The 15,205-nt window shown below is 41.8% G+C and carries 11 protein-coding genes; 5 read left to right on the top strand and 6 right to left on the bottom strand.

Going from position 1 to position 15,205, the window contains the following annotated elements; genetic code table 11:
- The first annotated feature begins 39 nt into the window (after positions 1–39).
- A complete protein-coding gene (locus ATS75_RS18255) occupies positions 40–366 on the top strand; it encodes a hypothetical protein (protein WP_058561860.1) in 327 nt (108 codons plus the stop codon).
- 106 nt (positions 367–472) lie between these two features.
- Here the strand turns inward: ATS75_RS18255 and ATS75_RS18250 are convergent, their stop codons facing one another.
- Positions 473–1,441, bottom strand: coding sequence for a class 1 fructose-bisphosphatase (locus ATS75_RS18250; RefSeq protein ID WP_058561859.1), 969 nt, complete (start codon positions 1,439–1,441; stop codon positions 473–475).
- A 162-nt stretch (positions 1,442–1,603) separates the two neighbouring features.
- Between ATS75_RS18250 and ATS75_RS18245 the strand changes: the two genes are divergently transcribed.
- Together ATS75_RS18245 and ATS75_RS18240 are read left to right on the top strand one after the other, a co-directional pair.
- The gene (locus ATS75_RS18245; RefSeq protein ID WP_058561858.1) at positions 1,604–4,033 is read left to right on the top strand and encodes a zinc-dependent metalloprotease; all 2,430 of its coding nucleotides are present in this window, start codon (positions 1,604–1,606) and stop codon (positions 4,031–4,033) included.
- A 114-nt stretch (positions 4,034–4,147) separates the two neighbouring features.
- On the top strand, positions 4,148–4,921 hold the full coding sequence (locus ATS75_RS18240) for a YggN family protein (protein ID WP_058561857.1): 774 nt from the start codon (positions 4,148–4,150) through the stop codon (positions 4,919–4,921).
- A gap of 58 nt (positions 4,922–4,979) precedes the next feature.
- Here the strand turns inward: ATS75_RS18240 and ATS75_RS18235 are convergent, their stop codons facing one another.
- Both ATS75_RS18235 and rsuA read right to left on the bottom strand, forming a co-directional pair.
- Positions 4,980–6,608, bottom strand: coding sequence for a methyl-accepting chemotaxis protein (locus ATS75_RS18235; RefSeq protein WP_058561856.1), 1,629 nt, complete (start codon positions 6,606–6,608; stop codon positions 4,980–4,982).
- 126 nt (positions 6,609–6,734) lie between these two features.
- Complete coding sequence (gene rsuA / locus ATS75_RS18230; protein ID WP_058561855.1) at positions 6,735–7,433, bottom strand: 16S rRNA pseudouridine(516) synthase RsuA; 699 nt, start codon at positions 7,431–7,433, stop codon at positions 6,735–6,737.
- Positions 7,434–7,491: 58 nt separating this feature from the next.
- On the opposite strand from rsuA, the gene zapE reads away from it, so the two are divergent.
- Positions 7,492–8,610, top strand: a complete 1,119-nt coding sequence (gene zapE / locus ATS75_RS18225) for a cell division protein ZapE (protein ID WP_058561854.1) — start codon at positions 7,492–7,494, stop codon at positions 8,608–8,610.
- 76 nt (positions 8,611–8,686) lie between these two features.
- Here zapE and ATS75_RS18220 read toward each other — a convergent pair whose 3' ends face one another.
- Positions 8,687–11,707 carry a TonB-dependent receptor plug domain-containing protein gene (locus ATS75_RS18220; protein ID WP_058561853.1) on the bottom strand — a complete coding sequence of 1,007 codons (3,021 nt, stop codon included), beginning with the start codon at positions 11,705–11,707 and terminating at the stop codon, positions 8,687–8,689.
- Between the two features lie 325 nt (positions 11,708–12,032).
- Here ATS75_RS18220 and ATS75_RS18215 point away from each other — a divergent pair, with 325 nt between their 5' ends.
- Positions 12,033–14,159: a winged helix-turn-helix domain-containing protein gene (locus tag ATS75_RS18215; protein ID WP_058561852.1), complete on the top strand. Its 2,127-nt coding sequence runs from the start codon at positions 12,033–12,035 to the stop codon at positions 14,157–14,159.
- Between the two features lie 27 nt (positions 14,160–14,186).
- Here ATS75_RS18215 and ATS75_RS18210 read toward each other — a convergent pair whose 3' ends face one another.
- Both ATS75_RS18210 and ATS75_RS18205 read right to left on the bottom strand, forming a co-directional pair.
- Positions 14,187–14,516 carry a 5-carboxymethyl-2-hydroxymuconate Delta-isomerase gene (locus ATS75_RS18210; protein ID WP_058561851.1) on the bottom strand — a complete coding sequence of 110 codons (330 nt, stop codon included), beginning with the start codon at positions 14,514–14,516 and terminating at the stop codon, positions 14,187–14,189.
- Positions 14,517–14,526: 10 nt separating this feature from the next.
- A complete protein-coding gene (locus ATS75_RS18205; protein WP_152996247.1) occupies positions 14,527–15,120 on the bottom strand; it encodes a hypothetical protein in 594 nt (197 codons plus the stop codon).
- Positions 15,121–15,205: the final 85 nt, after the last annotated feature.

The raw sequence follows: 15,205 nt of genomic DNA, 5'->3' as shown, positions 1-15,205 counted from the left end.
TTCGTTTTTATTGGCAACTAGAATAACAGATAAACAAATATGAATAGAGCACAAGCGCTGGCTGAATTTGTCACCTTTGGTCAAAATAAGGATCAAGCAATTAGTATTATTATTTCAGGTGGCGAAGCTGAACCGATCCCGTGCTATATTTTAACGCTCGAAAATCTACTTGATGTACTTAAACGTTGTCTTGCTGGCGAAATCGATTTAGATGATCTTGAGCTTTGGGCTAATGTCATAGAATCAAGAAGCGACATTGATTACAGCGCTGTTGAAGGTGTTATTTACGCTTTGAGTAATAGTGAACAAATGGGCGAATTAGATAAAGATAAAGTGGCAAAGTTGGTTAAGTTATTGAAAATTTAGCTGTCAGCCGTCATTTTAGTGATCTGATGATTTGGTCCCGGTAAAATAAAGGCCATACTTGATTTAACAAACATGGCCTTTATTTTTGAGATAAGAGAGCTGAGAGCTACTTATGGTAGTTCAAGCAGGTTTCTACTTCGTTCTTAGAGCCTAAAATAACAGCTACGCGTTGGTGGATAGCATCAGGTTGAATATCCATAATACGCTCAGTACCAGTCGAAGCGATTCCGCCAGCTTGTTCAATTAACATCGCCATTGGGTTTGCTTCATAAAGCAAACGTAGTTTGTTTGGTTTATTTGGATCTTTAGTGTCAGTAGGGTACGTAAATAAACCGCCACGGCATAATACACGATGCACATCACCGACCATGGCCGCAATCCAGCGCATATTAAAGTTGCGAGCTCGTGGGCCAGTTTCACCCGCCAATAAGTCGTTTATGTAATTTTGCATAGCAGGCTGCCAATGGCGCTGGTTTGATGCGTTAATAGCGAATTCACTTGTCTCTTCAGGTACTTTAGCGAAGTCTTCAGTTAATAAGAATGTACCATGTGTTTTATCAAGCGTGAAAAAGCGCGTACCTTTACCCGTTGTTAGTGCAAGCACCGTTGAAGGGCCATAAAGTACATAACCTGCTGCTACTTGGTTTTTACCCGGTTGCATAAAAATGCGCTCATCCGCAGCGTCTGAATTTTCAGGTGCTCGCATAATTGAGAAAATAGTGCCGACTAATGAGTTGATATCTGTATTTGATGAGCCATCCAATGGGTCAAATGCCACAATGTAGCTTGCATCTGGGTTGCCTGCTACGGTGTAGTCTTCTTCTTCAGAAGCAATCGCTTTAACGTAGCCTGATTCCAGTAAAATATCTTTTAATAATTGGTTGGTTAACACATCAAGTTTCTTTTGTGTTTCACCTTGAATGTTCTCATCCAGTGTTGAACCAAGCACGCCCGATAATGCACCTTGACCTACACGGAACGAAATTTCTTTGCACGCAGCTAAAATCGTTCTTATTAACGAGATTAACTCTCTCGGGCAACCGTCTTCAAGTAATACTGGGGGTAGTCTACGCATTCTATTTTCCTGATAACGTTAAAGGCCATGATAATCATAGGGTGAGAGGGATCATCAAAGCTAGCGCTGAATTTCGTCTTAAATAACTGTATTTTAAAGCTGATATCCTATACTAGAACCACCTTCAAGCTTATTTAAAACGCGAATAACAAAGATAAGATTATGCAAAAAATACCATTGATACGTTACATACTCTTTACTGTGTTGCTGACTATGATAACCCAAGCGCACGCAGCAATTAAGTCTATAAATGATTTTACTGCACAAATGAATCATTTTCCTGGCTATTTTTCATTCTTTTACGATACAGGTAATGGCAAGGTCTATTTAAAAGTCGATAAACTTGAGCAGCAATTTTTACTGCAACAAAGCTTACCATACGGTGTTGGTTCGAATGATATTGGCCTCGACCGTGGTCAGTTAGGCAATACACATTTAGTGCAGTTTGAGCGCTTTGGCGATAAAGTGATGCTCAGAGCAATCAACACGTATTACCGTGCTAATACAACAAATAAGGCTGAGCAAAAAAGTATTCAAGAGGCGTTTGCGTCAAGTATTTTAGCGGGTTTTAAAGTAGTGGCACAAAGCCCACAAGCTGTTTTAATTGATTATACCCCGTACTTACTGAGCGATGTTCACGGTGTTAGCCGCACCCTCGCGGCTCGTAAACAAGGTAGCTTTAGTTTAGATGAAAGCCGCAGTGCAGTTTATATGCCGCGTTCTAAAGCCTTTATGAAAAACACTGAGCTTGAAGCGGTGCTTACCTTTAAAGGGAGCAAACCGGGTAAGTATATCCGCCAAGTCAGCGCAGACCCTTATGCGTTGACAGTGCATATGCACCACTCATTCATTGAGTTACCTGATGATGGTTATACACCGCGCGCTTTTCATCCACAATCAGGTTACTGGAGCATTGAGCATAAAGATTACGCAGCGCCGTTGAGTGATTCAATGTTAGTGCGGTATATTCCACGCCACCGCCTTGCTAAAAAAGATCCTTCATTACCAATTAGTGAACCGGTAAAACCGATTACATATTATTTAGACCCAGGTGTACCAGAACCTGTTAAAACGGCTTTACTCGAAGGTGGACAATGGTGGAACGATGCCTTTGCCGCAGCGGGGTATAAAAATGCCTTTATTGTTAAAGTATTGCCTGACAACGCAGATCCGATGGATATCCGTTATAACGTCATTCAATGGGTGCATCGGGCTACCCGTGGTTGGTCTTATGGTAGTTCAGTAATTGACCCTCGGACAGGGGAAATTTTAAAAGGTCATGTTACTTTAGGCTCGTTACGTGTGCGCCAAGATATTTTAATTGCTGAAGCACTCGCAGCGCCGTACTTAAGCGGAAATGAAGTGACTAAAACTTTGCAAGCGATGGCACTAGATCGCATTCGCCAGCTCAGCGCCCATGAAATTGGTCACACTCTAGGCATTGCACATAACTTCTCAGCGTCGGTAGCAGATAGAGCGTCAGTGATGGACTACCCACACCCGTTATTAAGCTTTAACGATAAAGGTGAGCTTGATGTTAGCCGTGCTTATGCGCATGGCATGGGGCAATGGGATACACAGGTCATTAAATATGGCTACAGTGATTTTACCGGCTTTGATGAAAGCGCGGAGCTTGCAGCTATTTTGGCGCAAAATAAAGCTAAAGGGTTGGAGTTTATCTCTGATAGCGACGCCCGCCCTAAAGGCGGCGCTCACCCTACAGCCCATCTTTGGGATAATGGCACATCACCGAGTGAAGAGTTAACACGTGTACTTGAGGTGCGCAAATACGCACTGGCTAATTTTGGTATCAAGAATATAAAAACAGGAACGGCTTTATCTCAACTTGAAGAAATGCTGGTGCCTTTGTATTTATTTCACCGTTACCAAGTTGAGTCAGTTGTTAAATTGATTGCCGGTGTTGATTATGACTACGAAGTACGCAGTGATGAGGCCGTAAAAGGCGCTCAAGTGGTGAGTAAATCAATACAGCAGCAAGCGCTCACCGCTATGTTAAGTACGTTAAAAGCTGAAAACCTCGTTTTGCCAGAGAGCGTTTTGGCGTTGATCCCACCTAAGGCGTATGGTGAGTCAAAAAGTCGTGAGAGTATTGTCGGCCGTACGGGGTTAACACTCGATGCAATGGCATTACCAGAGGTGGCTGCAAATCACAGTTTAACGTTAATACTCAATAGTCAGCGCTTAAATCGTCTCGCGCAGCAACAAGCGCGTAGCAGTGAGTTTTTCTCGTTGGATGAAATGCTTGCCCAGGTTTACAGTCACGTATTTGAGGGAATGCAACAAACAGGAATGGCGGCTAAGATAAATCAGCGCGTGCAACTGTTAACGGCAAAGCAGTTCGCTGATCTCGTTGTAAGTAGTGACATGGATCCTGAAGTGCAAGCTCAATTACGTTATTACCTTGCTAAATTAAGTGATGACTACCAACAGCATTCGCTACTTGGCAATGTGAGTGTTGGTGAAAGTGCATTTAAGCAGTATTTATCTGAGCAAATAAAGCAATTTTTAGTGTCAGGTCAATGGCCATCAAACTTTAAAGTGCTGCCAATTCCACCTGGTTCACCCATTTAATAACCTGCTATAGGCTCTAGGGAGTTAAACCTAGAGCCTTGGCGGTTTCGCTTGCATAAAAATGGTTTTTTGTTAACCTACTCGCCTTCCATTTTTAGTCTTTTTGAGGTGTTTATGGCGTTTTTATCTCGCTCGATATTGGCGTTATCTTTAGCACTTTCATCTACCTTTGCCTTTGCTCAAGCCCAATGTGAGGTTGAACTCAGCCATGGTCTTATTATTACTGATGATGTTATTCGAATTGTCGATAAAGGCCAAACACGGGTACAAATAAATAATAATAATCAGTTATTTATCCGAGGCTATTGGATTGATTTAAGTAAGGAGGAAAGTCTGGTGCTTGAACAGTTCAGTAAAGGCATTCGTGATACTGTTCCTGAGCTTGTTGAGCTTGCGACTGACGGCGTCAATTTAGGCCTGAGTGCCATTGAGCAAGTTGTCGAGGGGATGTCAGATAAAGAACCTGAAGTGCTTAAAACACAGTTGCAATATGTTGAACGCGCCTTGATGGACAAGTTTAAACGCGGTGATGACTTCTTTTTTATTGCGCCACAGTCATTGTCTAAAATAGATGATTTCTTTACCGAAGAGATCAGTAAAAAAATTCACTCAGCTGTGCATGGTTCACTAGGAGCGATTTTAGTTTCACTTGGAGATGCATTTAAATCGCGTGAAGGGAATATCGAAGACCGTATCAATGACATGGGTCAGCGGATGGACATCATTTCTAAAGAAATCGATAAGTCATTACAAAAGAAAGCACACCAATTAGAAGAAAAAGCATCAGAGTATTGTGAGTGTTTAAATTCGTTAGATATAACAGAATCGCGCTTACAAATGATAGTACCGGGTCTTGCTGATTTTGATTTAGTGCAAATAAAGTCGTAATTGAAGGCGTAATAAAAAAGCCCGCAAACGAGTACGGGCTTTTGAGGGAAGTCGATGATTAAGATTTAAATTTGCCGGTTTCGGCCTCTAAATCACTCGTTAATCCTTTAATTAAATCAGTGGCAGCATGCGCTTGATGAGAGACATTGGCTGTTTGAGAAGCCGTATCTGAAATTGTCACGATGCGTTTAGCCGTATCTTCACCGGCATCGAGTTGCTCTTTAGCGGCAATAGCGATTTGGTGGCTCATTTGTGCAATAGCACTGAGTGATGATGCGACACGTTGCAACTCTTCACTGGCATCTTTTGACTTAGCAACGGTTTGTTCACTGGTGCTAATACTTAAATTAACTGATGTTTTAGCTTCTTGAGTTGCGGTTTGAAGTTTGCCAATCATATTGCGAATTTCTTCTGTACTGGTTTGCGTGCGTTGGGCGAGTTGGCGTACTTCATCAGCCACAACTGCAAAGCCTCTTCCTTGCTCCCCAGCCCGTGCGGCTTCAATGGCAGCGTTAAGCGCGAGTAGATTCGTTTGCTCAGCAATACTTTGAATAACACTGAGTACATTTGCAATATTATTTACTTCATCATCAAGAAGTTGAATGTTATTACCAGCGCTGTCAATTTGCTTCTCTAGAAGCACAATGGTGTCCGCAGCCTCTGTGGTTAAATGCGTAGCACTTTGCCCCTGGTTTTCGGCTTCTTGAACGGAGTGTGCAGCTTGCTCTGCATGCTCGACAACGGTTTGTGCCGAAGCTGTTAGCTCGGTAATGGCTGACGCAACCATGTGCGTTTCTTCGTTGAGGCTACGTGTTAATTTATCGAGTTCTACCGAGCGAGATTCATTATCAACACTTTGACTTTTAAGGCTGTCAGTGACCCCTTTAATACCACCTACAACGCCGCGTAAGCCTTGCTGCATGTATTGCATTGCTGCAATGATGCTCTCAGGCGGTGCATCGCTGCGAATATGAGAGTCTAAATTACCTCTTGATACTTGCTTTACTATTTCAATAACTTGATTTACTTCACCACCGAGTGCGTTACTTAAAGATATACCAAAGCGAGCAATCGCAATCGTTAGCACAATGGCAATAATTAATGACAGCCCAAGCAGCCAACTTGCTGTATCCCAATAGCGTGCGTTGACTTCTTTAGCGCTTATGCCAGTGCCAACGTACCAGCCAAAGTAAGGCGTTTTTTGAACTACGGAGGTTAGATCGACTGTTTCACCATCGCGCACAGAGTCCCAGTGATACGTTATAATTTTATTGGTTTGGTTGCCGACTAATGACTCTACCATACGGCCAATGCTATTACCGTTGGCATCTTGAAAATCATTGAAACTGGTGCCATGCAGTTGGGGGTCATGAGGCGTGGCAATAAAATCGAGCTTGTCGTTCACAACATAAACGTATTCAGAATCGTGGTATTTATTTTCACGTAACATCTGCGTCGCAAATTCGCGTGCTTGCTGCTGTGAGAGTTGCTTTGTTTTAGCGAGCAGCTCGAATTGTTCGACGATGTTAGTTGTGCTTTTCATGAGTTGGTTGATACGTGCAATGTTATCGCTCTCACTGGCATGGCGCAGTGACTGTAAGCCGAGTAATGCAATTGCATTGAGTGCTATGAACATAGCTCCTGCAAATAGGATGATTTTCGTTCTTAATGCCAAACCAGACAGCATGGTAAGCCCCTTATTATTTTTTATGACCTTAAATTTCTACCACGTTTATCGGCCAGTTGTTAGTTATAATTAACAATAGTATAGGTTTTGGACGTGATATTTGCTCAAGTTCCACAATAGACACACCTAGAGTATGATTTCAGCGGCGGTGAGTTGGCGGTATTCACCGCTTGAAAGTGCGCTATCAAGTTCGATATTTGCTATTTTTTCTCTATGCAATTCAACAACTTTGTTATCTACTGCGGCAAGCATGCGTTTCACTTGATGATATTTACCCTCACTGATAGAGAGGCGCAAACTGTAGCTTGCTAATAGCTCTGCCATGGCAGGGCGAGTTAGGTCTTTCTCATTATGTAATTGTACGCCTTGACGTAATTGCTCAAGTGCAGTTTCAGTAAGCGGCTCTTGGGTTTCGACTAGGTAAGTTTTAAACTTATTGTGCTTGGGCGAAGTGATTTTATGCGACCAATCGCCATCATTGGTGATGAGTACTAAGCCTGTAGTATCAATGTCTAATCGCCCTGCAACATGAAAATCATTCATATTAGGCTCGTCCAGTAAATCAAAAACGGTGGGGTGTAGCTCATCGATATTCGCGCAAACATAACCCACAGGTTTATTGAGCATATAATAACGTTTACCTAAATAAGTGAGTGGTTTGCCATTTAATAACACCAGATCAGTTTGAACGATCGCATGATCAAACGCGGTGATAACATGCTCATTAACCATTACTTTTTTTTGCTTTATTGCAGCTTTTGCTTTACTGCGAGGAATTTGCGCAAGGTGGCTAATAAATTTATCTAAACGGCAAGGGAATTTCATTGGGTTCACATTTTCAGTCGGCTACAATGGCGGCGAGTATAGCCGATAGTAAGCCACCATGACAGTGTCACAGATACAAATATTAGCCTCTTATAATCAGCAATTAAATGCCGGTAAATTGCAACAGGATAGGGCGCAATTACTGGCGGTTAATGCATTGCAGCTGCTTGCTGAAACGCTAACACATCAGCCATCTTGGTGGCACGCTAAACCACAGCGTAAAGGGGTTTATTTATATGGCCCAGTGGGGCGAGGAAAATCAATGCTGATGGACTTATTTTATCAGCAACTCCCGATTGACAATAAACAACGCGTGCATTTTCATCATTTCATGGCGCAAATACATTGCCAACTCAACAGTTTACAAGGGAGTAAAAACCCACTTCTGATTATTGCTAAACAATGGGCTAAAAAAATCCGTGTGTTGTGTTTTGATGAGTTTTTTGTCAGTGATATTGGCGATGCCATGATCATGTCTGGATTATTTGATGCATTATTAGCGCAAGGCGTGGTGTTAGTTGCTACATCAAACTGTCACCCACAGCAGTTGTATTTTAATGGGTTACAACGTGCTCGGTTTTTACCGTGTATCGCCCTTTTAGAAAGTCATTGTCATGTTATTGATGTGGCAGGAGATCGCGATCATCGATTTCGGTTTGGTCGCCAATTAAACTACTTCATTTACCCCCATAGTTTAGATAAAAGCATGGCTGAGTTTAAAAAATTCAGTGGCGACAATACCACGACTCACAATCAGGCCTTAACTATCCTAGGGCGTTCTGTACCTTATTTGATGCACAATAAAAAAGCAATTATGTTTGATTTTATGGCGCTGTGTTCAGGTACGCGCAGTACTTATGATTATATTGAATTAGCAAACAGTTATTCGCGGATATATGTAGTAAACATTCCTGTAATGGGGCAAGGGGTGACATCAAAAAGAATTGTGCATGGTATTGAGGATAGCTATCAGCGGGAACATCAAGCACACAACGACCATTATTTAGATGACGAAGCGCGGCGGTTCATTGCCCTTGTGGATGAGTTTTACGACCGTGGCACATTACTCGTGCTCAGCGCTCACGCGCATATTGAGCAGTTATATCAAGGAAAAAAACTCGCCTTTGAGTTCGCCAGAACAGCATCACGCTTAGTTGAAATGCAGTATTGGGAATAGAAAAAAGGCACGTTCTAATGAAGCGCGCCTTTGGTAACAACCTAGTAGGGGTATGGTTAACGGGCATTAACCATGGTTAAAAACTATATTGAGCACCTAAGTAAACATAGCGTCCTTTACCACCGCCATAACCGGAGTAATAGTTACCTCGGCCATACGGGTAGAAAGCTCCTTTGTCGTTAAATACATTCTTTATGCCACCAAATACGCGTAAATCACCTTGTTCTTGCAGGCTCATGCTATAAGACGCTGATATATTATGCTTCATAAACGACCCATAGTTTTGGTACTTCAATGGCTCAGGATTAGCGATACAGCTTTCCTCTTGGGCTGTACAACGTTCGTCATTCGCTGCCATATACTCTTGCCAATCTTCTTCTAGGCTTTGACTTGCTTTAAATGAACCAAGGAAGTTGGTGCTCCAACGCACGCGTATATCATCATTGCGCCATGTTAAAGAAAGCGTTGCTTTATCTTTGCTGCTACCGTAGCCCGCATAATGGCTTGTGATATAGCTGCCATCATCACTTTGATAAGTCTGTGAGTTTTCAATTACATGATTGTAATCAGCTTTGAATGCAAATGATCCCACGCCATCAACATCAAATTTATACTGAGCAACCACATCATAGCCGCGCGCAGTGAGTTCATCTAAGTTGTATTGGCGTTGTAAGATTTTAGTGATGTTACCTTCATCATTACGCGTTACGTCATTACAAAAAACATTATCATCACCCCATGAGACATCCGAGTCATAGCATTCGCGAAGAATGTTTTCGTTACTTATGGTTGAAATGGCATCAACAATCGCTATGTCATAGTAATCCACAGCGAGCCTAAAGTTTTCGATAAACTCAGGTGCGAGTGTTAAACCAAACGTATAGGTATCAGCTGTTTCTTCTTTCAATTCTCTGTTACCAGCACCCGGGGAGTAGGCGTTGTTTTCATCTTCAAAGGCAAAGTTAGCATCCTCTGCAAGTAAAGCTTTAAATGCAGGCTCCTGTCGGCAGCTGTCATGCCCTGGTTTTGTTGATGTGGCGGTTAGGCCATCACAAATGTCAGAGTAGCTATCGTAATCACCCCGTTCAGGTGACATAAGTTCTGTAATAGTTGGAGCACGTTGTGCGCGCGCATAGTTAGCTCTAAATGCGTAACCACTGATAGGCTCCCAAAACACACCCAGTTTATAACTGGCAACAGTGCCTACATTTTCCATGCTGTAATTGGCTAAACGCAGCGAGGTTTCAGCACTTAAGTTTTTAGCTAGCGGTGCATCCTTTAATAATGGCACAGCGAGCTCTGCAAATGCTTCATAAACGTCAACTTCGCCATAAAAGTTTGGCACGTAGTTAAACGTGATGCCACCGGCTTTCATATCGTCGCTGGTTTTTAAGTCTTGTGAATCTTTACGGTATTCACCACCAAATACAGCCGAAACAGCTCCTGCTGGCAATTCAAATAAATCACCAGAGATATAACCTACCACGCCATATTGTTCTATTTCGGTATCTATAATCGGTGTTGTACGAATCCAATCCGCCATTGATGGGGTAATAGACCCTTCACCAAATAGGTTAATTGGTACACAGCCTGCGGCACGGGCATCTGCGTCTTTACATTGAATGGTGCCATCAGCCAGTTGTTCTGCTTGTAGTGCTTGGTTAAGTTTTACTGTATTTAGTTCGTTGTTACGCTCTTGGTGCTGTGTAAAACGACCATAGCTTGCTGATATATCCCAATCCCACTCGTTATTGAATACAGTACCTTGAAGGCCTGCCCAACTACGGATGGTCTTTCTGCTGTTGTCAGTGTTGATGTTACCCACTTCACCAAAGCGGCGATCCCAATAAATACGATCTTTATAAGGGTTTGCATCTAAAATTTCTTGCGGTACATAGGGGTTATCAAGTGGAATATAGCCAGGTCTAACATCACCAGCAGGTGCGCCAGTTACTGGGTCAAAACGTGGAACGTAAGCACTTTCATATTCATCTTCAGGTGACTTATCATTAAATGAGCCGCTGTCACTGTATTGAATTTGGCCATACAACATGATGTCGTCGGTTAAATCAAAATCAACTTTAATGGCTGTAGAAAAGTTATCACTCGGTACATCAAGCTTAACGTATTGGTTTGAATTAATACCGTAAATTTCTTCGTTGCCTTTCCAGTCATCACGAAGCGTTTGGCCGTCATACCAAAATTGGGTGTCGTTGCGGCTGTTCTCTAAAAATACTCCCCCTAAAGTACCATCGCTTTTGCTTACCCAGTCAGCTTGGGTGATGTCACGCATACATTGTAGGCCAGATGCTGTTCGCATCTGATTACACATCTTATCATCATCGTATGAATATGAATCTTCTATTTGGGCGCGTTTTCGGTCATAAAAGCTCATACCAAAATCACGATCCCAATTTACACTGAGGTAGGCATAGCCTCTGTCATCTGCAAATGAATCACCATAATTCAAATCTAGGGTGAATTCTTTACCGCCACCGTCAGTGGTTTCACCAGCACGTGCTTTAAAATCAAACCCTTCTTTTTTAGATTGGGTAATGATGTTTACTACACCTGCAACGGCATCTGCACCATAGGTGGCTGAGGCGCCGCCACTGATCACTTCAACGCGTTCAACCATTCCACTGGGAATGGTGTTTAAACTAACATAGTTACCGCTGTAGCTATTTGAGACAACGCGTCGGCCATCGATCAATGTTAAGGTACGGTTCGCACCTAAGTCACGCAGTTGAATAGTTGATAAACCCGTCACAGATACACTCGATTGGCTGGTTGTATTACCAATGCTTTCAGTTAAAGCAGGCATATTTTCAACCAGAATATCAGCTAAGTTAGTGAGACCTGTGTCTTCAATTGCATCTCTATCCATAGTGACAAGTGGTGTCGCAATTGAAAAACTGTCTCTTTTTAGACGAGAACCAGTGACAACGATTTTTTCTGGCGCTTCAGGGGCGGCTTCATTGATTTGTTTGTTCGTTGATGTTCTCTCTATTTCTGCGGTATTTGCAATAGTGTGGCTTGAAAAGCTTGCTGTTATGGCAAGTGCCAAAACACATTTTCTTGTTGATATGGTGCTCACAGATTTCCCTTACTTTTTGATTTTATAAAAGCTACTGCGTTAACCTGTTGAAGGGCAGTTCAAAGCATGTTTCTAACGCAGTAGCGGGTGGGCTTTATTCGTTACATGTTTTATGAAATCGTGAATCAAAGTACAATGAGAGGTGTCTCGTTTATATCCCTATTTTACATCTATTTAATATCTATTCATTTAAAAACAATGTGTTGTGTTTTTATATTGCTTGATTCTTGTTTTAATATTCTTTACCTTAAACCCATGTTTTTGCTTTTTGTTTAACTATAAGGTTATCCTTCTAGACTTCTGAATTAGGTGCTTGTTGTCATTTATGAATACTAAAAAACCGTTTTTATTAGATCAGTGTCATGTCTCTGTGCTTGAAAATAAGCTGACATATGCGGATGTTGAAGTGGTTTTGCAGCCTAAGTTTATCGAATTACTGTCTGTTTTAGCGTCGCATTATCCGCAGGCAATAACGCGTGAAGAATTGATAGACCAGGTATGGGATGGTAATTATTTTGTTGGAGAAAAAGCATTAACCAATGCGATTTGGCACCTCCGAAAATCTTTTAAAGAGCTTGACCCTAACAATACTTATATTGAAACCCTTAGAAAAAAAGGATATCGATTAGCAATAGCGCCAAGCTCACTTGAGCCTGCTGAGCTTGAGCAGAAAAAAACGGCATTATTTTCACCGGTTAGAGTGGCTCTATTTACATTATTTAGTGCCTTTCTAGCCAGTTTTTGGGCTAGTCAACACTGGTTTTTTGTTCATAAAGAAGCGTCTCAGATAACGCAATTGCTTCCGCTTACTGATCATATTGAAACGGTCACCACACGGCCTGGTAGAGAGCTGTACCCTGCTGTTTCGAATGATGAGCACTTTATGGCGTATTCTTGGCGTAGACCAGGTAAGCCGACGAATTTATATTTACGGGACCTATTCTCTCCTGAGCAAGCGATGAAAGCGCTAACTAATACAGACTATGTGGAAGGGCGCACCGTTTTTAGTCCAGACTTTCAGCGTCTTTATTACTATCGTCGCATCACTGCAAAGGCGTGTGAGATTGTAGAGCATACAATTGCAACGGGTGAAATTAGCGTGTTAGCACCTTGCCCTGCAAGTAGTCCGACAGATCTTGATATTAACTCGGCAGGGACTGAGTTGGTTTTTATTAGTCAGGTACCAAGTCATGGAGGGGTTAAAACAGAGCTTAATATTCTTGATTTAACGTCAGACAAAGCAAGCATAAAAAAAATTCCATGCAGTGGCGAGTGTCACTTTAATGATGAGTCCGTTATTTTCTCTCCTGATGCAAAGCAGCTCGTTGTTTCGCGCAACTTACCAACAGGGAGTGAAAACCTCTATTTAATAGATGTTATTTCTGGGGATGCAAGAGTGCTTACCTCAGGTTTTGTTGATATTCGTGGTGTTGCTTGGCACCCATTTAAAAGCCAATTGGTTTTTTCAGCGATAAAGCAAGATGAGCGCAGAGGGTATTTTTACAACTTAGATACTCACACTGTAACGGATATGAAGGTAAAAGGGTTAAGCTATCCTGAGTTCACTGCTAAAGGGAACCTCTATTTTCATCAATGGTATATTGACTCCGCTTTGATGCGTATAGAAGTAAATGACTCAATAGTGAGTTCGCCTTTCCCTGTTTTATCGACGCATTTTAATATGCGCTATGCCGATTATAATGAAGCACAAAACAAGGTAGCGTTTGTTTCAAATGAATCAGGAAATACTGAATTGTGGGTTGCTAACCCTGATGGCACTAACCGAGAGCAATTAAGTAGCTTACAAGCTAGTGTGTATCATCCCGTGTGGTCTTATGATGGCCGTTATATTGCTTACACCGCGAATAGTGAAGGCAAAAGTCAGCTGTTTATTTATGACTTTCAAAAGCAATTAAACAGTGCGCCTTTGCAAAGTGGCTTTGATAGTTATGGGAAGCCAGCATGGTCGGCTGATAATCAAAGCGTACTGGTATCTAACAATGGGTATGTGTACCGCCTCAATTTACGCGGTGAAAACTTAGGAAAGGTAATAGAGCAGCCAGCGAATTATGCAATTGAAACGGTTAAGCGAGATCTTATTTTTGCAAATCAAAGCGCCACTCAGTTGTGGATCAAACATCACGATACGGGGGAAGAGTTGGTATTAGTCGAGGCGATCAATTTATCTAATCGCTTTGCTTGGCATTACGCTCAAGGAAAAGGTAACGAGTCTGATAGGGTATTTTATTTTAATGTGCATCAAGGTGATTATCGGCTGAGTGTATACGACCTTGCGACTAAGCAACATCGCGATGTTATGCGCTTACCTGAACGTGCCTTTAGTCGTTCATCAGGGTTAACGTATATTCCACAACTTGATTGGTTGGTTTATACATCATACAAGTCGCCCCAGATAGATATAAAGCGCATTCAGGCAGAGCATTTACCTTAGTAACACACAGTCTAGCAGGTTAATTTGCTAACATTTACGGTAGATTGCTTCATCCATATCATTAATGTTGACACTCAAGCTATCTGACTCTCTACAATACTGCTTTAAGCATGCTAATAAGTGCTCACTGAGTTGTTGCTTCTGTAATGGCGAACGCCCTTGCATAATATGTGCGCTGACATGAATGAACCCTTCTTTGCCATTTCCTAATTGATAGTGGGTATAGGCGATTGCGCGAGTTTTAATTGTATCGAGTTCGAATAAGCCACTTTCGAAAGTGGCTAGGTGTACTTTTTCAACCAGAACTTGTGGTAGCACAGGTAAATCTTCAGAATGTTCAATTACAATATGAGGCATTACACACTCCTTAAAAGCGGAAAGTAAATCCAAGACTGGTTTGAAATTGATTAAGAACATCCCCGTCAAAATGCCATAGGCATTGCTCATTCTTGGTTGCAGGTAATGTGCAATCTATAACACTGTCGTTGTTAACTATAGTTGCCAGCCAACGGGTTTCAAATAATATACGAACTTGGTCACTAAACAAGTATTCAACGCCTCCAAACAGCCCACTAGCAAAAAACACATCGTTGGCTGAAAAGTTGGTTTGCACGTAATTGGCACCTAACTGAGCCCCCACATAGCCATTAAAGTGATTGCTTATTGGAACCTCTACAGCGCTCTGAAATAAGAGGTATTGCATGGTGACGTGTTTATCGGCCTCGGTTGAAAAGTCATTTTTACTCTTAGAATAGAAAAAACCATATCGGGCTTTATCAATATTACGATCGATACTCAGAGCAAGATGATGATTATCTTTAAGTTCTACTTCGATTGATTCCTTAGTTTCAAGTGATTGGTTAAAGTTTTGTCCAGCATAAACACTGATGGAGTAATCATCTATTGCGTAAGCATTGGTTGCAAAAAAACACAGGGGGATTAGGGCTTTTTTCATCGTCATGCATCTCGTTGTTGAAGAATTTTTAAGTTATTATTGAAACATAGCAATCACAAAAATGTAACCATATGTACCCAAGCTACCTCAA

Origin of the sequence: Pseudoalteromonas sp. H105, from assembly GCF_001469215.1 — a bacterium.
GTDB lineage: Bacteria > Pseudomonadota > Gammaproteobacteria > Enterobacterales > Alteromonadaceae > Pseudoalteromonas.
This window is presented reverse-complemented; position numbering and strand designations above follow the sequence as displayed.